Raw genomic sequence first — 19,472 nt, forward strand, 5'->3', positions numbered from 1 at the left:
TCAAGACTGGGAAATAAGAAGTTAGAATGACAAAAAAACTAATCCCACTACCTGTTTCTGCGTTAGCACCTGAGATTGCGGCGAGTCATGTTGCCACGTGTATGCAAAACCCATATCCAGAAGCGTTGCCATTTATTGGCCAGCAACGTGCGCAAAGTGCCCTCGACTTTTCACTGGGCATGGAGTTACCTGGTTATAATGTTTATGTGATGGGTGAAGCTGCTCACGGTCGATACACTTTAGTAAAAGACAAACTGACCGCCCATTCAAAAGACCGACCAACGCCTAGTGAGTGGTTATATGTAAATAACTATGACGACCACCGTGAGCCAATCGCGTTATTTATGCAAGCCGGTCAATCGAAGCAATTAGCTGACGATATAGACTCTTTTATCGACGAAGTACTCGATACATTCCCAGCAGCTTTTGATAACCCGGGTTATCAGCGCAAGAAAAAATCAATCGACCGTGAGTTTAACGATACCTATGATGCGGCAATTACTGCTGTTGAAATTGCTGCTCTTGAGCAAAGTGTTGCGCTGATTGAAGAAAACGGTGTTGTTGGATTTGCGCCTTTAGTTAATGGTAAACAACTGAGCGACAATGAATTTTCAGCCCTAGAAGAGCCTCTACGTATTGAGTTTTATGAGGTTATTGAAAAACTTGAAGACGCATTAATCGAAGCATTGATAGAGCTACCTCGTTGGAAACGTGAATCATCTGAAAAACTGCGTAATCTTAAAAAATCTACCGCAGAGCTTGCTACGAAACCACTTATTAAAGCCCTTGAGCATAAATACGCCACGCATATTGGTGTATTACGTTACTTAAAAGACATCCGCGAAGAAATTATTGATGCAGTTCTTGAGTGGCTTGACGACGATGACAACGACGAAAACAAAGAAGATTTTGACCGTAAAGGAATGCTAACGGACTTCTTCGCGCCAAATATTCTCGTGGAATACAAAGAGGGCGATGCAGCCCCTGTGGTGTATGAGCCGAACCCAACCTTTGGTAACATTTTCGGTAAAATTGAATATGCGACTTCGCAAGGCTCGCTTATTACCAGTTACCGCTCAATTCAGCCTGGAGCACTGCATCGTGCCAATGGTGGCTATTTGATTATGGATGCCGAGAAAGTCATGGCGAACCCACAAGTGTGGGATGGCCTAAAACTGTCTTTAAAAACGCATCAAATTAAAAACGACTTACCCTATCAAGACAGCTCTGTAGGAAGTAGTTTTACGCTACGTCCGCAGCTTATACCTCTTGATGTAAAAATAGTGCTGCTAGGCTCTCGCGACCTTTATTACACGATAGGTGAATATGACGAAGAGTTTGCTGAGTTATTCCGTGTCCTTGCTGACTTTGATTACTACTTGCCAAGTAGCGATAAACTGCAATATCAGTTCATTACCAAGGTGACTGAATATTGCCAGCAAACCCTTAATTGCACTGCAAATGAAGCAGCGATGGCAAGACTATTGAAGTTTAGTTACCGCCAAGCTGAGCATCACAATAAGCTCTCAGCTCGTTTTGCTGATGTATTGGAATTAGTGGCAGAAGCGAGTTTTTATGCCAAGCAAGATGGGCAAACTATGATTGATGCTCATCACATAGATGAAGCCATTGTAGGCAAGCAATACCGCACCGGACAAATTTCAGAAACCATGCTGAGTGATATCAAAGAGGGGCAAATTTTAATTGCAACCGAAGGACATGCAGTGGGGAAAGTAAATGGTTTAACTGTGCTGCACATTGGTGATACTTCATTTGGTACCCCTGCACGTATTACCGCCACTGTGTACGCAGGTGCAGATGGCGTAATTGACGTTGAACGAGAAGCTGAACTGGGTAAAGCCATTCACTCAAAAGGGGTGATGCTATTAACCGGTTACTTAGGCAATAAATATGCTCAGCAATTTAGTCTAACGCTCAGTGCCAATATCGCGATAGAACAAAGCTATGGCTATATTGATGGAGATAGTGCTTCATTAGCAGAGCTATGCGCGCTGATATCAGCTATTACGAACTTACCTATTAGCCAATCTATTGCACTGACTGGTTCAATTAACCAGCATGGTGATGTGCAATCAATTGGTGGCGTCAACGAGAAAATAGAAGGCTTCTTTAAGCTTTGTAAAATGCGTGGCCTAACCGGCGAGCAAGGGGTGATTATTCCTAAGTCAAATCAAGTTAATTTAGTGCTTGATGATGAAGTGATTGATGCCGTTGAAAAAGGGCGCTTTAACATTTATGCCGTTGAAACCGTTGATCAAGCACTGAGTTTATTAATGGATAAAGATGCAGGCGAAATGACCGCAGAAGGTTATCCAGAAGGCTCTATTAATGCACTTGCGTTAGCAAGGCTTGCCAATATTGCGGATATCGTAAATGGCGATAATGATGATGAGAAGGACGCAGAATGATTAATTTAATACTTTTACTGATCATTGGTATTTTTTGCTTTTTAATTTTTAAAAATAGTAAAAAAGCGAAGCTTCAAGCGCTTGAAAATGAGAAGCTTGCCGCGGATTTTTTAGCGAATAATGGCAAAGCCGATGATGTTCATGAAACCGCATCTGGGCTGCAATACAAAATTGAGCAAAGTTCAGGTAATGACGCAAAGCCAAGTGCAACCAGTAAAGTAAAGGTTCACTATCATGGCACGCTTATGGATGGCAGTGTTTTCGACAGCTCAGTGGTAAGAAATTCGCCAATTAGCTTTGGTTTAAATCAAGTGATTGCAGGCTGGACCGAAGGCTTACAACTTATGAGCGAAGGGGATAAGTTTACCTTTTATATCCCGCCACAGCTTGCATATGGCCGTAAACGTGCAGGCAGCATTCCAGCAGGCTCGCTACTGATATTTGATGTAGAGCTGATAAAGATAGAATCTTAAAATGTAAAAAAGGCTTCATCATGAAGCCTTTTTTAATTGCCTGCTAAAGTAGTTGAACAGATTAACCTCAACGCAAACATTATTGAAGGTAAAGTGCTGAAACTTTTAAAGTAATTTGCTCTTTCGAACATGCACGTTGCAGTGTAATAGCTAGCTAATCTTGCGTTGACAAAATTGTTCAATAGCTGTACAAACTTAAATGTACCTTTCTTGGGTTTTTCGTTTATGTTGAAGTAGTAAAGCCTCATCTCATTTTTTAAAATGAACTCCTATAGCCCTTAGAAAACCTTCTGAAAATGAGGTTATTTCTTTTAATTAGTTATTTTAAAGTTGCATTAATAAAAGGATTTTTGAATGTACAAACTAATATTATTGTCTATTATTTTTTCGGGAATATCTTTGTCTGCTTTTGGTCAGGCAGAAGTTGAAATCTGCAATAATTGCTCTCAACATCAAACAGACAAGATTGCAAGGCTAATCGTTAACTCTGATACTAAAGCTGTTATTGTAGTCGATATGATTAATGAGACAGCATTAAAATATGATACTCACTACATTGAAGATCGGTATGATGAGCCAATAGTTAATGTTTCTTTGTCTGAGCTTAGTAATGATGAACTTTTTGATTTAGACCTTCTCTATGAATACCGCAAAGAGTTAGTACGTGTAATAACGCGTGCTTCTGAAAAGAGTATGCTTAAAAATGGGCAAAGTTCTCAACGTAATATATCAACCCCTAAACAAACTAATACCAATGCAAATGATAATTCCCCGTTAGGAAAGGAGATTGAAGTCAAGGGAAGTCCCTATGACTTTTTGCTTGCCAGTTATTTTAGAAATGATGTTTATGACTTTTATTTTGCGGGTGAGACATCAGCTTTAGCAAAAATTTTATTACCAACTAAGGGAACAATTAAGTTTCCAAATATGAATAAGTTAAAGCTATATGTTCGTATAAACTTTTATAGTGATGATTTTGCTAAAAGCCTAAATGGCTTTATTAGCGTAACACTAAATCCAGTAATTAAGTCATTTAATATTTTAGGTGGGCGAGATGGATTTAAAAACTCAATTCCTTTGAACCACGACGAAATTAGTGGTCATGATTTTATATTTGCCAATGCTAAGAGCGAAGATAAAAATGAGAGCGAAAGAAATGAACACGCCAAGTTTGAAAGATACTCCAGTTCACTAGAGGGGGAGTTAGTTGCCGAGTTGTGGAAACCAAAACGAAGGGAAATAACAAAATATACACTTATCAATGCTAGCGTTATAAGTTAAAGAGTGGAGTTACCACACTTTAACTGTCGTCTAAACTTTTATTTGTTGTTTTTAACCCTAACAAGCACACCAACAGCACCGAGTAATATCACTACAATCCATACCGGCCAATTGCCATATTGGCTATAAATGCTATCGCCTTTAATTAACGAGATATTGGCTTCGAGTACATCCGCTTTAAATTGCGACATAGCCAATTGTGATTTAGTGATGGGGTCGTAAACGGCACTAATACCATTATTCGTCACGCGAATTAGCGGGCGCTGTAACTCTAGGGCGCGCATACGCGCTATTTGCATATGTTGATGCGGGCCATGCGAGTCACCAAACCATGCATCGTTACTCACCGTGAATAAGATGTCGGAGTCACTGCGATAATTACCACGAACTAAATCAGCAAAGGCAATTTCATAGCAAATAGCCGGTAAGATATTTAGGCCATTTGCGCGTAAATTGTTTTGCACTTCATCACCTCGAGTGAAGGATGACATAGGCAAATCAAACAGTGGTGCGATAGGGCGTAAGAAGTCTTGGAATGGCACAAACTCACCAATGGGTAATAACTGATGCTTTTGATAGCGGTTTTTACCTAAATATTGATAGTGGCCTTCACTGTCATCATGCTCTTTTTTACCCAGCACGATTAGTGTATTAAAAATGTTACGCGTGTCGTATTGATAGTCAACAATGCCGGTAATAAGTGCGGTGTTATTAAACGTGGCAGCACTATCAAGGCCGGTTAAATACTCGGTTGATAATGCTTCAAGTTCTGGAACCGCAGCTTCTGGCCAGACAATTAAATCAGCATTCCAATGCAGGCGAGTCATATCTTGGTATTTGCTCATCGTCGTCCAAAACTCAGACGGCTCAAAGCGAAGATGCTGTTTAATATTACCCTGCACCAGTACAGTTTTTATGGTTTTGTCTTGGTGATGTAGCTGAGTGCTGCTTGCAATCGCATATAAGCCTGCTAGGAGGACTACAGAGGCGATAAGAGGTTTGCCATCTTTATTAGCTAGGCGATATAAAGCAAAAGCAATAAGCACGCATACCAGCGTAATACCAAACTCGCCAATTACTGGGGCTAAAAAATTGAGTGGGCTATCGGTTTGTGTGTAACCAAAGCTCAACCATGGGAAGCCTGTCAGCAATGTGCCACGTAAGTACTCTGTAGTGGCTACAGAGGCAAGTAACCAACAGATAAAGCTGTATGGGCCTTTAGCAAGACGTGTAGTCAGCCAAGCGGCTAATGCAGGATACAGAGCTAAATAAGCACATAGCAACACCATTAACGACATCGATGCGATTAATGGCATGCCACCAAAGGTTGCTATAGAGACATGCACCCAACTAATACCCGCACCAAACCAGCCTAAACCAAATAAAAAGCCATATTTAGCACTTTGTTTTGCGGCTAATTTACCGTTTGCCAGTGGATTAATACAGTAGAGTAGAGCACCAAGAGATAGAAAGGTTAAAAACCAAAGGTTATAGGGAGCGTAACTTAAGGTTAAAAAGAGGCCCGCAACAAGTGCGAGCCAGGCTTTTTTATCTTTTGCAAGGTGGCTTAGGTTAGTTAGCAGTTTCTTCACTGTCGTTATCATCAGCCTTTGGAATGGTGACTTGCAATTGTAAGATGCGGCGGTTATCAGAGTTAGTGACTTTAAACTGTAAGCCTTCTACCTCGATTGTTTCACCACGGCTTGGCATATGACCAAATGCGTGTAAAACAATACCCCCTATGGTGTCAGCATCTGAAGTGCTGTAACCGGTTTTAAAATATTCATTGAAGTCGTCAACTTCTGTTAGTGCTTGCACCGCATAAACGTGTTTAGCAACTTGGCGAATATCTTGTTGTTCTTCGCTTTCGTCGTGTTCGTCTTCGATTTCACCCACGATGATTTCGAGAATATCTTCGATGGTCACAAGGCCAGACACACCACCATACTCATCAATAACGATAGCCATATGGTAACGCTGTTGACGGAACTCATTAAGCAGCGTGTCTACACGTTTACTTTCAGGCACAACGACAGCTGGGCGTAGAAAGCCACGTAATGAAGGTAACTGCTCATCTTTGTTTAAGATAAGCGGTAATAAATCTTTTGCTAGGAGAATACCTTCTACATGGTCTTTGTCTTCACACACCACAGGAAAGCGTGAGTGTGTTGAGTCAACCATCATAGGTAATAGCTCTTCTAAAGGTGTATCAACCTCTAAGGTTACCATTTGTGAGCGAGGGATCATGATATCCCGCACTTTTAGCTCTGATACACCTAGTACCCCTTCAATCATTTCTTTGGTTTCAGGGTCGATAAGGTCGCGTTCTTGCGCATCGGCAATTACTTCTACCAGCTCTTCTCTATTCTGGGGTTCCCCTTGCAACATTTGGGCTATGCGGCCCAGCCACGTTTTGCCAGAAGAACCCTGGCTAGTTTGCGAGTTGTCGTCGCTCATTGCGTCTAATTGCTCCGTAAATTTAAATATCGTCTCGATATGGGTCAGCGATGTTCAGATCGGCAAGTAATTGCTTTTCTATGCTTTCCATTTCGAGTGCATCTTCGTCCTTTATATGGTCAAATCCAAGTAAATGCAAGCATCCATGAATAACCATATGGGCAAAATGGTCGTGAAAGGTCTTTTCTTGCTCAATTGACTCGGCTAAAACAATGGCCGGACAAATGATTAAATCACCCACTAAAGGTAACTCAATACCCGGTGGTGCTTCAAATGGAAAAGATAAGACATTAGTCGGTTTATCTTTGCCACGGTAATCATTATTGAGCTGCTGACTTTGTGCTTCATCGCTGATCACAATAGTCAGTTCCGCGTCTTCACGATAATGACTGAGGGCTTTATCAGCCCAAAGTTGAAATTGTTCAAAGCTTGGTAAGTTGTCAAACTCACAGGCTATTTGTAAATCTAATTCAGTCACGAGTTTGCTTCTTGTTGGTTTGCTTGTGCTTCTTTAACACGTTGCTTTTCAGCGCGCTTTAATCGTTCTGCTTCATCATTGCGCTCGTACGCTTCAACGATACGGGCAACAACCGGGTGACGCACGACATCGTGTGATTGGAAGAAATTAAAGCTAATTTCATCCACACCGTTTAATACTTCGATAGCATGACGAAGGCCAGAGCGAGCACCGCGCGGTAAGTCGACTTGCGTGATATCGCCGGTGATCACTGCTTTTGAATTAAAACCGATACGGGTTAAGAACATTTTCATTTGTTCAGCAGTGGTATTTTGGCTTTCATCAAGAATGATAAACGCATCATTGAGTGTACGACCACGCATGTAGGCAAGGGGCGCTACTTCAATCACGTTTTTCTCAATCAGTTTTTCGACTCGCTCAAAACCCAGCATTTCAAATAATGCATCGTATAAAGGGCGTAAATACGGGTCGATTTTTTGACTTAAGTCACCCGGTAAGAAGCCTAGCTTTTCACCTGCTTCAACCGCCGGACGGGTGAGTAGAATACGGCGAATTTCTTGACGCTCTAAGGCATCAACTGCCGCAGCAACCGCTAAATAGGTTTTACCTGTACCAGCAGGGCCAATTCCAAATGTTATATCGTGATGAAGTATATTCGCGACATACACGCCTTGGTTGTCGTTACGTGGTTTAATTACACCACGGCGAGTTTTGATGACGATGTCTTTACCGTATACACCTGGGTTTTCATCTTGTTCTAAGGCATTTGACTCGCTAATAGCCAAATGCACTGCTTCAGGTTCAATTTCGCCAATCAGGCCGCGAATCGGTTGAGTGTCAATATAGAGGTTTTTTAGTATCTCAACAGCCGCTGCTGCAAGGTGCAGTTTACCGGTTACTCTGAAGAAATTATCACGGTGAGCAATCTCGACACCGATGCGGCGCTCAATTTGCTTAATGTTCTCGTCAAACGGACCACATAAAGATGAAAGGCGTTTGTTGTCGGCGGGTTCTAAATAAATCTCTAATGTTTTTAACTGATTGCTCAAAATTGCTTCCTATTGATGGGTGCAGGCGGTGCCTGCACCAAGTGTCACCCTAAGGTACGAAAGTAGCAACGCCAATTTCGTTAGGGGCCGCGACGGCCTCTGCTTCAGCTGCTTTACTTAGAATTGCTGAAGGTGCCACATCGCGACGTAAGTTCATTTCTGATTCTGTACGAATTAATTCACCACGTAAAGAGTTTGGCAGCGCTTCAGTGATACGAACATCAACGAATTGACCGATCACTGAATGAGGGCCTTCAAAGTTAACTACGCGGTTGTTCTCAGTACGGCCACGTAATTCCATTGGGTTCTTCTTAGAAGGACCTTCAACTAGGATACGTTGCTCAGTACCAAACATTTGGCGGCTAATTTGCTGCGCCATTTGCGTGATGCGGTTTTGTAATACGTATAAACGCTCTTTTTTCTCTTGCTCTGTTACGTCATCTGGTAAATCAGCAGCAGGCGTACCAGGTCGCGCACTGTAGATGAAACTAAAGCTCATATCAAAACCGATATCATTGATAAGGTTCATAGTTGCTTCAAAGTCAGCTTTACTTTCGCCAGGGAAACCAATGATGAAATCTGATGACATGCTTAGGTTAGGGCGAATTTTACGTAACTTACGAATTGTCGATTTGTACTCTATTGCAGTATGACCACGTTTCATAAGGTTAAGAATACGGTCTGAACCACTTTGCACTGGTAAGTGTAGGTGATCAACAAGCTCAGGCACATCAGCATAAGCATCGATGATATCTGGTGTAAATTCTACAGGGTGTGAAGTGGTGTAACGAATACGGTCAATACCGTCAATCGCTGCTACATAACGTAATAAGTCAGAGAAGTAACAAATTTCGCCGTCGTGTGTTTCACCACGATACGCATTTACGTTTTGGCCAAGTAGGTTTACTTCACGTACACCTTGCTCTGCAAGTTGTGCGACTTCAAGTAAAACGTCATCAAGTGGACGACTTACTTCTTCACCACGAGTGTAAGGTACCACGCAGAATGTACAGTATTTAGAGCAACCTTCCATAATTGATACAAATGCAGAAGGACCTTCAGCTTTTGGCTCAGGAAGGCGGTCGAATTTTTCGATTTCTGGGAATGAAACGTCAACGACCGATGTGCTATCGCCACTTTGTACTTGCTTAATCATTTCAGGTAAGCGGTGTAATGTTTGCGGGCCAAAGATTACATCAACAAACGGCGCACGTTGACGAATTGAGTCACCTTCTTGCGATGCAACACAGCCACCAACACCAATGATTAACTCTGGTTTGTCGTCTTTTAATAGTTTCCAACGGCCTAGCTGATGGAATACTTTCTCTTGTGCCTTTTCACGGATTGAACAGGTATTGAGTAGGATCACGTCAGCGTCTTCAGCTTCTTCAGTTAACTGATAGCCGTTAGTCGCATCTAGTAGATCAGCCATTTTCTGAGAGTCGTACTCGTTCATCTGACAACCCCAGGTTTTAATATGCAGCTTTTTACTCATTGAAATATAGCCTCGTTTTCAATTCGGTAGTGACACAAAAATGTGTTAGAAACAGGATTAAGTGGCAAGTATGCCGACTTAAAGGACGCGTATTTTAGCTGGATACCCGCACAGATCCAAGTATAGTTTTTATCTTTGTGGTGTGAAATCAAACAAGTCACTGTTTTGAAATTCTTAAGCAGTAAATGCACTGACACTGATTATTGAATTACGTTACAATTTGTCGCGTATTTAAATAGCCAAATGAGCGAATATTAAATGAATAAAAATAAGGTAATTGTTGTCGGTGGTGGCATGGTCGGTGCTGCTACAGCGGTAAAACTGGCAAAACAGGGTAGGGATGTCACCGTAATTGAAAAGCACCTTATCGATGCCGATCATATTCTTAGCTCAGATAAGGTAGATATTCGCATTTCGGCTATTAATCGTTTTTCAGAAAATTTACTCGATGACCTTGGTGCCATGCCATTGCTAAGACAAAATCGCATTGCGCCTTATCAACAACTTGAAGCCTACCAACAACAAGGTGAGAATTTATTGTTTGATTGCCATGAAATTGGCGAAACGCACTTAGGTCATTTAATCGAAAATAATTTAATTCAAGCAAGTCTCTGGCAGCAATTTTCAAAATACAACATCGAAGTGATAGAGCAAACGTCAGCCATCACGGATATTACACAAACGGCTGATTCAATCACCTTACATTATGGCGATACTCAATATTCCGCCGATTTAGTTGTTGCAGCAGACGGTGGACAGTCACAATTGCGAAGCAAAGCTGGCTTAGGTGTGACGGGGTGGCAATATGGTCAGCACTGCATGGGCGTATTAATTAAGTTAGATGCCACGCAGCAAGTAAAAACGTGGCAACAATTTACGCCAACCGGACCCGTAGCGTTTCTACCGATGCAAGCGCCTTATGCTAATTTAATTTGTTATCACGATGCTGCGGTTTTAAAGCAGTGGCAAACATTGTCGAATGAGCAACTCAAAGCAAACCTCATTGCGCATTTTCCTGAACTACCGGGCGACTTTGAACTGCTTGAGCATGCTGTTTTTCCACTTGCACGCCAACACGCCAATGATTATTCGCACGGACGTTTAGTTTTAGTGGGTGATTCAGCGCACACAATTAACCCGCTTGCTGGGCAAGGTGTGAACTTAGGCTTTCAAGATGTTGTAGCACTGGCAGATATTTTGGTAGATCAACCTGATGCTGGTCTGCAAGCGTTATTAAAACGCTACGAGAAAAAACGCCGTCACGCTAATTTACTAATGATGAGCATGATGGATGCGTGTTATTTTGGTTTTTCAAACGAGATAAAGCCATTAAGTTGGGTTCGCAGTAAGTTTCTAAAGCTTGCTAATAACACAGGCCCTGCAAAAAATTGGGTTTTAAAGTATGCGATCAGCGGAACATTAAGTTAATCGTAAAAAATTAATCGTACAAAAGACAAAGAAGCGGGGTAATGAAAATTAGCCCGTTTTTTTTATGCTAAAAACTATCGAATATACTTTGAGAAACTTGAAACTTGAAACTTGAAACTTGAAACTTGAAACTTGAAACTTGAAACTTGAAACTTGAAACTTGAAACTTGAAACTTGAAAGGGAAGTAAGTAGTTGGCTGGGATACCAGGATTTGAACCTGGGAATGGCAGGATCAAAACCTGCTGCCTTACCGCTTGGCGATATCCCAACGCTAAACTTGAAGAGTTTTAGTTCTACTTAAGAACATGGTGCGGAAGGAGAGACTTGAACTCTCACAACCGAAGTTACTGGAACCTAAATCCAGCGCGTCTACCAATTCCGCCACTCCCGCATCATAGGGTTTGCTAATTTTAACTCTTAGCCTGAGCTTTCTTATTCACTTTCTTGGTAGAGAAAGTGGCTGGGATACCAGGATTTGAACCTGGGAATGGCAGGATCAAAACCTGCTGCCTTACCGCTTGGCGATATCCCAACAAAGAATAATTTGATAGTTTTGGTTCTTATCAAGAACATGGTGCGGAAGGAGAGACTTGAACTCTCACAACCGAAGTTACTGGAACCTAAATCCAGCGCGTCTACCAATTCCGCCACTCCCGCATCATTCGTACTAAAAGTACTGGTAGTTATTTTAGACTCTTCATTGAGCATTCTTTATCACTTTAAGAAAGTGGCTGGGATACCAGGATTTGAACCTGGGAATGGCAGGATCAAAACCTGCTGCCTTACCGCTTGGCGATATCCCAACAAAGAATAAGTTGATAGTTTTGGTTCTTATCAAGAACATGGTGCGGAAGGAGAGACTTGAACTCTCACAACCGAAGTTACTGGAACCTAAATCCAGCGCGTCTACCAATTCCGCCACTCCCGCATTATTCGTACTAAAAGTACTGGTAGTTATTTTAAACTCTTCATTGAGCGCAGCTTTAACTCCTGCAGAGCCATTCTAAAAGAAGAATGGTGGCTAAGACGGGATTTGAACCTGTGACCCCATCATTATGAGTGATGTGCTCTAACCAACTGAGCTACTTAGCCATCGTGGCTGGGATACCAGGATTTGAACCTGGGAATGGCAGGATCAAAACCTGCTGCCTTACCGCTTGGCGATATCCCAACAAAAGCTTGATAGTTTTAGTTCTCATCAAGAACATGGTGCGGAAGGAGAGACTTGAACTCTCACAACCGAAGTTACTGGAACCTAAATCCAGCGCGTCTACCAATTCCGCCACTCCCGCATCATTCGTACTAAAAGTACTGGTAGTTATTTTAAACTCTTCATTGAGCAACAAAAAGAATGGTGGCTAAGACGGGATTTGAACCTGTGACCCCATCATTATGAGTGATGTGCTCTAACCAACTGAGCTACTTAGCCATCTTTTTTGTTAGCACTTCATCGCTGAGTGCGGGGCGTATTATGCTGATATGACCTAAATCCGTCAACACCTTTTTTGCAAAAAAATGCTTATCAGTGTTTGTTTGCATTAAAATTAAGCTAAGTGGCTAAATTTCATTTAAATTGCTGTTTTTTTGACTGCAATTTATGAGTTTAATTCCCAAATGCATAATAAGAGTTTTAAAACGCACATTTAAAGTTGCTTGATTCTCATACAAAAATCAAGTTTCAAAATTAGTAAGTGTGTTTTTTTAACGTGTTTAACTGCAAAAAATGAAAAGCGAATGATTTTATACAGGCAAATTTGCGATTAATCGGCCTAGTTTTTACTTCTAAAATACCCACAATTTGCTAATCGAGCAGTTAGCAGTTTGCAAAATGGGTTGTGAGCTTTGAAAACTATCCTCTATTAACTGTCGTGATCACTCATTATTCTTTAGGCTGTTTAAAAATACGATTTACAGTTTTGCATAAATTCACGCTGCATCATGAAAGAGAGCGTTTGGAGGCAAGGAGGCATCGCCCATCATGTTTTAGGGAGCTTTAGGGAATATTTAGGCAATAAAAAAGGCCCGTAAAAACGAGCCTTTTAAAATCGAATAAGCGAATGGCTTATACGTTAAATAAGAAGTTCATCACATCGCCGTCTTTAACGATGTACTCTTTACCTTCTTGACGCATTTTACCCGCTTCTTTTGCACCACTTTCACCTTTAAACGCGACATAGTCGTCAAAAGCAATTGTTTGTGCACGGATAAAGCCGCGCTCAAAGTCAGTGTGGATTTTACCAGCGGCTTGTGGCGCAGTCGCACCGACTGGGATTGTCCATGCACGTACTTCTTTAACGCCAGCAGTGAAGTAAGTTTGTAATTTAAGTAACTCGTAACCACCACGGATCACTAAGTTAAGACCTGGCTCTTCTAAGCCTAAGTCAGCCATAAATTCTAATTTATCTTCTTCTTCAAGCTCAGACAGCTCAGATTCAATCGCAGCACATACTGGAATAACAACGGCATCTTCAGCAGCGGCAATTTCACGTACTTTATCTAGGTAAGGGTTATTCTCAAACCCATCTTCTGCCACGTTAGCAATGTACATCGTCGGCTTAATCGTTAAGAAGTTAAGAGACTTAATCGCCGCTTTTTCTTCTTTTGTTAGTGCTAATGAACGTAACGTTAAACCTTCATCTAGGTGCGCTTTTACTTTTTCTAACACTGCATTTTGTTCTTTAGCGTCTTTGTCGCCACCTTTCGCTTTTTTAGCGTTACGCACGAGTGCTTTATCAGCACTGTCCATATCAGCAAGAACTAATTCGGTGTTAATTACATCGATATCATCAGCAGGGTCAATTGTGCCAGCAACGTGAACAATGTTTTCGTCTTCAAAACAACGAACCACGTGACCAATTGCATCTGTTTCACGAATATTTGCTAGGAACTGGTTACCTAAACCTTCACCTTTAGATGCGCCTTTTACTAGACCGGCAATATCAACGAATTCCATTGTCGTTGGTAAAATACGCTGAGGATTTACGATAGCGGCTAAGTCATTTAGGCGCGCATCAGGAACCGGTACCACACCTGTATTTGGTTCAATGGTACAGAAAGGGAAGTTAGCGGCTTCAATACCCGCTTGAGTTAGTGCATTAAATAGTGTTGATTTACCAACGTTTGGCAAGCCAACGATGCCACATTTAAAACCCATAGTAAGATACCTTGTGTAATTTCATTAAAACGGATTAAGGTTTAAATGAATGTAGTCTGTTTTGTGCTTTTAACACACCATCTTTTGCAAGTATTTCCATACAACGAACTGCTTCGTCAACGGCGGCGTCCATTTTTTCTTGATCATCTTTCGCAGCTTTACCAAGTACCCAACCGGTTACCATTTCTCGGTGACCTGGATGACCAATGCCAATGCGAAGGCGCATGAAATCTTTTTGGTTTGCCATTTTCGCAATAATATCTTTTAAACCATTGTGACCGCCGTGGCCGCCACCTTTTTTAAGTTTTGCAACCCCAGGTTCAAGATCCATTTCGTCATGAGCAACGAGAATGTTTTCTACAGGGATTTTAAAGAAATTTGCGAGACTACTCACCGCCTTACCACTTAAATTCATATAAGTTGTAGGGATCAGTAATTTAAATTCTTGGCCTTGAATAATCACTTTGCCGGTGAGGCCGTGATATTTAGGATCATGTTTGAGTGTGCAGTTATAGCGTGCAGCCAGTTCTTCAATGAACCAAGCACCTGCATTATGGCGTGTGTTTGCGTATTCGGGGCCTGGATTAGCCAGGCCCACAAGCATTTGAATAGAATTCAAGGTGTTTACACCTTAAAAATTATTCTGCAGCGTCTTCTGAAGATTCTTCAGCAGGAGCAGCTTTGTTAGCTTTAACAGTAACAATAGACTGATCGTGATCAGCGCCTTTAGCTAGCTCAACAGATGAAACACCTGAAGGAAGTTTAAGGTCAGAAAGGTGGATTGAATCACCAGCTACTAAACCTGAAACGTTAACTTCAACGAACTCAGGAAGTGCTTTAGGAAGACACGTGATTTCGATTTCAGTTAATTGGTGAACAACAGTGTTACCTGCTTTAGTTACTTTCTCTTCACCGATGAAGTGTACTGGCACTTTAGTATGAAGTTTGTGAGAAGCATCTACACGTTGGAAGTCTAAGTGAGTGATCTTAGGCTTGAACGGGTGACGTTGAATATCTTTAAGGATAGCTTCAACTGACTCGCCACCGATGTTTAAAGTAAGGATGTGCGTGTAGAAACCTTCGTCTTCTTGCGCTTTGATCATATCTTTGTGTGCAAGAACGATTGATGCAGCTTCTTTGTCAGCACCGTAAAGGATTGCAGGAACTTTATCTTCACGGCGTAGGCGGCGGCTCGCACCAGTACCTGTTTCTGTACGTAATTCTGCATTGTATGTGTAAGTTGACATAATGTCTCCAATAATTAATAGTCTTAGGGCCTTTGCGACCAAGGTCCCTAGCCAAAAGGCGCGCTATCATACCACCCCTTTCGGGGAAAATAAATAACGACTACAAAAAAAGCACCTAGGCGGTGCTTTTTCAGTATCACAGTGATGTTGATTAGTGTTCAAACATCGCTGAAATAGATTCTTCGTTGCTGATACGACGGATTGTTTCAGCAAGCATATCTGCAAGCGTAAGCACTTTGATTTTATCAATTGCTTTAAGCTCATCAGACAGTGTAATTGAGTCAGTCACGATAACTTCGTCAATCACTGAATTACGGATGTTCTCAGCTGCATTGCCTGAAAGTACTGGGTGAGTAGCGTAAGCAAATACGCGTTTTGCACCATGCTCTTTAAGCGCCGCTGCTGCTTTACATAAAGTACCACCGGTATCGATCATGTCATCAACGATGATACAGTCACGACCTTCAACGTCACCAATAATGTGCATTACTTGTGAAACGTTTGCTTGTGGACGACGCTTGTCGATAATTGCTAGGTCAGTGTCGTTTAATAGCTTAGCGATTGCACGAGCACGAACAACACCACCGATATCAGGAGAAACAACAACTACGTCTTCGAAGTCGCGCTCTTTCATATCTTCTAGTAGTACTGGGCTACCGAATACGTTATCAACTGGTACGTCGAAGAAACCTTGGATTTGTTCTGCGTGTAAATCAACCGTAAGAACGCGGTCAACACCAACACTTGAAAGGAAATCTGCAACTACTTTAGCTGTAATTGGTACACGCGCAGAACGCACGCGGCGGTCTTGACGTGAGTAACCAAAATAAGGGATAACTGCGGTAATACGTCCAGCAGATGCACGACGTAGGGCATCAACCATAACGATAAGCTCCATTAAGTTATCGTTAGTAGGGTTACAGGTTGATTGAATGATGAAAACGTCAGAGCCACGAACATTTTCATTAATTTGAACACTGATCTCACCGTCACTAAAACGGCCAACAACAGCATCGCCTAATTCAATATACAAACGTTTTGCAACTTTTTGAGCTAGCTCAGGTGTTGCGTTACCAGCGAAGAGCTTCATGTCAGGCACGGTAGGGTTCCTCAGGCACTGAATTTTGGGACTAACAGGCTATGGTAGGCACCAAAGCAGGTTAACATTTACTTGTACGTTACTTCATTTCAAAGTGAGCATTTAATGCTGTATGAGCAGGTGAAAGTGTAGCACTACTTGCAACAAAACCTGTCCATTTTTCTGGTAACTGAGCTAAAACTTGTTGTGCTTGTGCCTCGGTTGAAAACTCAGCAAAGCAGCAAGCGCCTGTACCAGTCATCTTTGACGGGGCGTATTTTAGCAACCACTGCAGGGCTTTTTCAACCTCGGGGCAGAGCTTTTTAACCAAAGCCTCACAATCATTGCCTAAATTTTCTGTTTGCCAGTCTGCTTTTAGCTTAGGTGTATCGCGTTTTAGATCAGGGTGGGTGAAAATTTTTGCGGTGCTAACATGCTCCCCAGGATGAATGACACAAAACCAGCTTGGTGGTAACTCAACATTTTCGAGTTGCTCACCAATACCGTGGGCTATGGCAGTGTGGCCATTAATAAATACCGGCACATCAGCGCCTAATTTCACCCCAAGTTCTGCTAATTCTGTCAGCGTTAAATCACAGCCCCATAGCTTATTTAGGGCAAGGAGGGTTGTTGCTGCATCGGATGAGCCACCGCCAACACCACCGCCCATCGGCAAGCGCTTTAATAATTCGATACGCACGCCGTGTTTACAATCACCGTACTGTTGTAATAAACGAGCGGCTTTATATATAAGGTTATCTTCAAGCTCAATGCCGTTTGTATCACCTGTTACTTTAATTTCTGAGTCGTTAGTGACAGTAAATGTAAGCTCGTCACCATACTCTAAAAAAGTGAACAGGGTTTCAAGTTCATGATAGCCATCTTCACGGCGACCATTAATATGAAGAAATAAATTTAGTTTTGCTGGTGCTATTAATGTTAGCGGAGCGGTTGATACGTGCGTCATGGTTAATTTAACTGCCAATCATTAAGTTGAATTTTAATACGGATTTTTTGGTTTTTGAGGCTGAGCTTAACAGGAAGCCAATAGCCATCTTGCTTAATGTAATCTGAGTAGGTGATTTGCCACTTTTGACCATTGTGAGCTTGCCAAATAAGGCTTTTTAATCGACCTTGCTCATCATAGCTGGCTTGGTCGTTTTCGACGGTGCCTTTTAGCCATTTTGCGGCATTATCTAGAGGAATTGAAAAACCGGTTAACCGATATAACAACATTGAGGCATCGCGATCGGTATACACATCGCCGTCATATTCAAGCTCGGCACCGTTGGCATTTTGTTTTAAAGATAAAATACGGGTGCCAATAAAGCTGGTAAGCACCATGTCACTTTGTTGTTCATCATGCTGCCAGTTTAGGTTGGCCGATTGACGTTGTTCGGTACTAATAAACGCCATTTTTCCTTGTACTTGCCACTGTGCATGTTGTTCTAATCGGCTTTTCCAGTCAGGATAAATGTAATCAACGGTTGAAATTTTTTGCGCACAACCACCAATAAATAAAAAAACATGAATAAAATCAAATATTGTTTAATCAAATGTCGTTCCTTACTTTCCATATTCCGCTGATTTTTGGTAAAATTAATGCCTTTACAGCTGGGCTTAGCAATATTTGGTACATATGACCATCGTAGCACTTGGTATAAATCACAAAACCGCATCCGTAGAATTACGCGAAAAAGTCGCGTTTTCGCCTGAGCAAATGTCTGAGGCGTTACAGCAATTAAGCGGTCACGCGCATTTTAATGAAGCGGTTATTGTTTCGACCTGCAACCGAACTGAAATCTATTGTAGCCTTGCCGAGCGTAATTCCCAAACCCTGTTGCACTGGTTAGCCAGTTTCCATGGTTTGGATGAACAAGAACTGAGCAGTAACACCTATTACCATGAAGGTAATGAAGCAATTAACCATTTAATGCGGGTGTCATGTGGGCTTGATTCGTTAGTACTCGGCGAGCCGCAAATTTTGGGGCAAATAAAACAAGCCTACCATAATGCCAAAACTCACGATGCCATTGGTGTGACCTTTGATCGCTTGTTCCAAAAAACCTTTTCAGTGGCAAAACAAGTGCGTACCGAAACCGACATAGGAGCCAGTGCTGTATCGGTTGCTTATGCTGCGGTTAATCTTGCTAAGCACATTTATGGCAAGTTGGATAAAACCAATGTTCTGCTGATTGGTGCGGGTGAGACCATAGAATTGGTTGCTAAGCATTTATACCAAAACGATCCACAAAAAATAACGGTGGCAAACCGCACCATTGAACGCGCTAAAACCCTAGCAAGCGACGTTAATGCGGATGTTATTGCACTTGCACAGCTACCTGAGCGTTTACACGACGCTGATATTGTTATTAGTTCAACCGCTAGTACTTTGCCAATCATTGGTAAAGGGGTGGTAGAACAAGCGCTGAAAAAGCGCCGCCACAAGCCAATGTTATTTATTGATATTGCGGTACCGCGTGATATCGAAAGCCAAGTAGGCGAACTAGATGCCGCCTATTTGTATTCAGTTGATGACTTACAAGCCATAGTAAGCGAGAATATCGCCGCCCGTGAGCAGGCTGCTGAGCAAGCGCAAGCTATTATTCGCTCACGTACCGATGAATTTGCTATGTGGTTGCGTTCACTCGATTCGGTGGATTTAATTCGCCATTATCGCAACGATGTACAAGATATTAAGTCAGAACTTGTCGAAAAAGCCCTTGGCCAGCTACAAGCAGGTAAAGAGGCAGAGAAAGTTATACTCGAGTTGGCAAATAAACTGACCAACCGCTTGATGCACGCACCTACCCGTGCCATTCAAGATGCTGCTAAAAAAGGTGAAGCAGCCGAGTTAAGCCAATTAAAGAAAATGTTAGGTATTGATCAGGAATAGTCGTTA

At 41.9% G+C, this 19,472-nt stretch carries 16 protein-coding genes and 10 tRNA genes; 5 read left to right on the forward strand and 21 right to left on the reverse strand.

The annotated features are described in order from the left end of the window. The first annotated feature begins 26 nt into the window (after window positions 1–26). From P4S60_RS05480 to P4S60_RS05490, 3 genes are all read left to right on the forward strand, one after another. Window positions 27–2,429 carry a Lon protease family protein gene (locus P4S60_RS05480; protein WP_138624700.1) on the forward strand — a complete coding sequence of 801 codons (2,403 nt, stop codon included), beginning with the start codon at window positions 27–29 and terminating at the stop codon, window positions 2,427–2,429. Beyond that, window positions 2,426–2,902, forward strand: a complete 477-nt coding sequence (locus tag P4S60_RS05485) for an FKBP-type peptidyl-prolyl cis-trans isomerase (protein ID WP_063702316.1) — start codon at window positions 2,426–2,428, stop codon at window positions 2,900–2,902. The genes P4S60_RS05480 and P4S60_RS05485 overlap by 4 nt, the downstream gene beginning before the upstream one ends. A 354-nt stretch (window positions 2,903–3,256) precedes the next feature. Further along, window positions 3,257–4,183, forward strand: a complete 927-nt coding sequence (locus P4S60_RS05490) for a hypothetical protein (RefSeq protein ID WP_337115292.1) — start codon at window positions 3,257–3,259, stop codon at window positions 4,181–4,183. Window positions 4,184–4,221: 38 nt separating this feature from the next. Here P4S60_RS05490 and lnt read toward each other — a convergent pair whose 3' ends face one another. The 5 genes from lnt to miaB are packed head-to-tail and all read right to left on the reverse strand — an operon-like array spanning window position 4,222 to window position 9,662. Further along, the gene (gene lnt / locus P4S60_RS05495; RefSeq protein WP_337115293.1) at window positions 4,222–5,775 is read right to left on the reverse strand and encodes an apolipoprotein N-acyltransferase; all 1,554 of its coding nucleotides are present in this window, start codon (window positions 5,773–5,775) and stop codon (window positions 4,222–4,224) included. After that, on the reverse strand, window positions 5,756–6,640 hold the full coding sequence (corC, locus tag P4S60_RS05500; protein ID WP_063706110.1) for a CNNM family magnesium/cobalt transport protein CorC: 885 nt from the start codon (window positions 6,638–6,640) through the stop codon (window positions 5,756–5,758). Before corC ends, lnt begins: the two co-directional genes overlap by 20 nt. 22 nt (window positions 6,641–6,662) lie before the next feature. Next, entirely contained in the window at window positions 6,663–7,118 is a 456-nt protein-coding gene (ybeY, locus tag P4S60_RS05505; RefSeq protein WP_036967379.1) for an rRNA maturation RNase YbeY, read from the reverse strand. Next, entirely contained in the window at window positions 7,115–8,167 is a 1,053-nt protein-coding gene (locus tag P4S60_RS05510; RefSeq protein ID WP_337115294.1) for a PhoH family protein, read from the reverse strand. Before P4S60_RS05510 ends, ybeY begins: the two co-directional genes overlap by 4 nt. A gap of 49 nt (window positions 8,168–8,216) precedes the next feature. Further along, window positions 8,217–9,662 carry a tRNA (N6-isopentenyl adenosine(37)-C2)-methylthiotransferase MiaB gene (miaB, locus tag P4S60_RS05515; protein WP_337115295.1) on the reverse strand — a complete coding sequence of 482 codons (1,446 nt, stop codon included), beginning with the start codon at window positions 9,660–9,662 and terminating at the stop codon, window positions 8,217–8,219. Window positions 9,663–9,920: 258 nt separating this feature from the next. Here miaB and P4S60_RS05520 point away from each other — a divergent pair, with 258 nt between their 5' ends. After that, entirely contained in the window at window positions 9,921–11,090 is a 1,170-nt protein-coding gene (locus P4S60_RS05520) for an FAD-dependent oxidoreductase (RefSeq protein WP_337115296.1), read from the forward strand. Between the two features lie 194 nt (window positions 11,091–11,284). Here P4S60_RS05520 and P4S60_RS05525 read toward each other — a convergent pair. The 16 genes from P4S60_RS05525 to lolB form a co-directional block, all read right to left on the reverse strand. Further along, a tRNA-Gln gene (locus P4S60_RS05525) sits at window positions 11,285–11,359 on the reverse strand. Window positions 11,360–11,397: 38 nt separating this feature from the next. After that, a tRNA-Leu gene (locus tag P4S60_RS05530) sits at window positions 11,398–11,482 on the reverse strand. Window positions 11,483–11,548: 66 nt separating this feature from the next. Further along, window positions 11,549–11,623 (reverse strand) — tRNA-Gln (locus P4S60_RS05535). A gap of 40 nt (window positions 11,624–11,663) precedes the next feature. Beyond that, window positions 11,664–11,748: transfer RNA gene (locus tag P4S60_RS05540), tRNA-Leu, on the reverse strand. Between the two features lie 71 nt (window positions 11,749–11,819). Then, window positions 11,820–11,894: transfer RNA gene (locus P4S60_RS05545), tRNA-Gln, on the reverse strand. Between the two features lie 40 nt (window positions 11,895–11,934). Then, a tRNA-Leu gene (locus P4S60_RS05550) sits at window positions 11,935–12,019 on the reverse strand. An 87-nt stretch (window positions 12,020–12,106) separates the two neighbouring features. Further along, window positions 12,107–12,183 (reverse strand) — tRNA-Met (locus tag P4S60_RS05555). Window positions 12,184–12,187: 4 nt separating this feature from the next. Then, window positions 12,188–12,262 (reverse strand) — tRNA-Gln (locus P4S60_RS05560). A 36-nt stretch (window positions 12,263–12,298) separates the two neighbouring features. Then, window positions 12,299–12,383, reverse strand: a tRNA-Leu gene (locus P4S60_RS05565). A 60-nt stretch (window positions 12,384–12,443) separates the two neighbouring features. Next, window positions 12,444–12,520: transfer RNA gene (locus tag P4S60_RS05570), tRNA-Met, on the reverse strand. Window positions 12,521–13,153: 633 nt separating this feature from the next. Next, window positions 13,154–14,245, reverse strand: a complete 1,092-nt coding sequence (ychF, locus tag P4S60_RS05575; protein ID WP_063706100.1) for a redox-regulated ATPase YchF — start codon at window positions 14,243–14,245, stop codon at window positions 13,154–13,156. 34 nt (window positions 14,246–14,279) lie between these two features. Continuing rightward, on the reverse strand, window positions 14,280–14,864 hold the full coding sequence (gene pth, locus P4S60_RS05580; protein WP_082874093.1) for an aminoacyl-tRNA hydrolase: 585 nt from the start codon (window positions 14,862–14,864) through the stop codon (window positions 14,280–14,282). Window positions 14,865–14,883: 19 nt separating this feature from the next. After that, a complete protein-coding gene (locus P4S60_RS05585) occupies window positions 14,884–15,492 on the reverse strand; it encodes a 50S ribosomal protein L25/general stress protein Ctc (RefSeq protein ID WP_337115297.1) in 609 nt (202 codons plus the stop codon). A gap of 151 nt (window positions 15,493–15,643) precedes the next feature. Then, window positions 15,644–16,591, reverse strand: a complete 948-nt coding sequence (locus P4S60_RS05590; RefSeq protein ID WP_063706094.1) for a ribose-phosphate pyrophosphokinase — start codon at window positions 16,589–16,591, stop codon at window positions 15,644–15,646. A gap of 79 nt (window positions 16,592–16,670) precedes the next feature. Continuing rightward, the gene (ispE, locus tag P4S60_RS05595; RefSeq protein WP_063706092.1) at window positions 16,671–17,537 is read right to left on the reverse strand and encodes a 4-(cytidine 5'-diphospho)-2-C-methyl-D-erythritol kinase; all 867 of its coding nucleotides are present in this window, start codon (window positions 17,535–17,537) and stop codon (window positions 16,671–16,673) included. A gap of 2 nt (window positions 17,538–17,539) precedes the next feature. Continuing rightward, entirely contained in the window at window positions 17,540–17,986 is a 447-nt protein-coding gene (gene lolB / locus P4S60_RS05600) for a lipoprotein insertase outer membrane protein LolB (RefSeq protein ID WP_337115298.1), read from the reverse strand. Window positions 17,987–18,209: 223 nt separating this feature from the next. Between lolB and hemA the strand changes: the two genes are divergently transcribed. Beyond that, a complete protein-coding gene (hemA, locus tag P4S60_RS05605; RefSeq protein ID WP_063706087.1) occupies window positions 18,210–19,466 on the forward strand; it encodes a glutamyl-tRNA reductase in 1,257 nt (418 codons plus the stop codon). The last annotated feature ends 6 nt before the right edge of the window (window positions 19,467–19,472 follow it).

Origin of the sequence: Pseudoalteromonas sp. Hal040, from assembly GCF_037162425.1 — a bacterium.
Taxonomy (GTDB): domain Bacteria; phylum Pseudomonadota; class Gammaproteobacteria; order Enterobacterales; family Alteromonadaceae; genus Pseudoalteromonas; species Pseudoalteromonas gelatinilytica.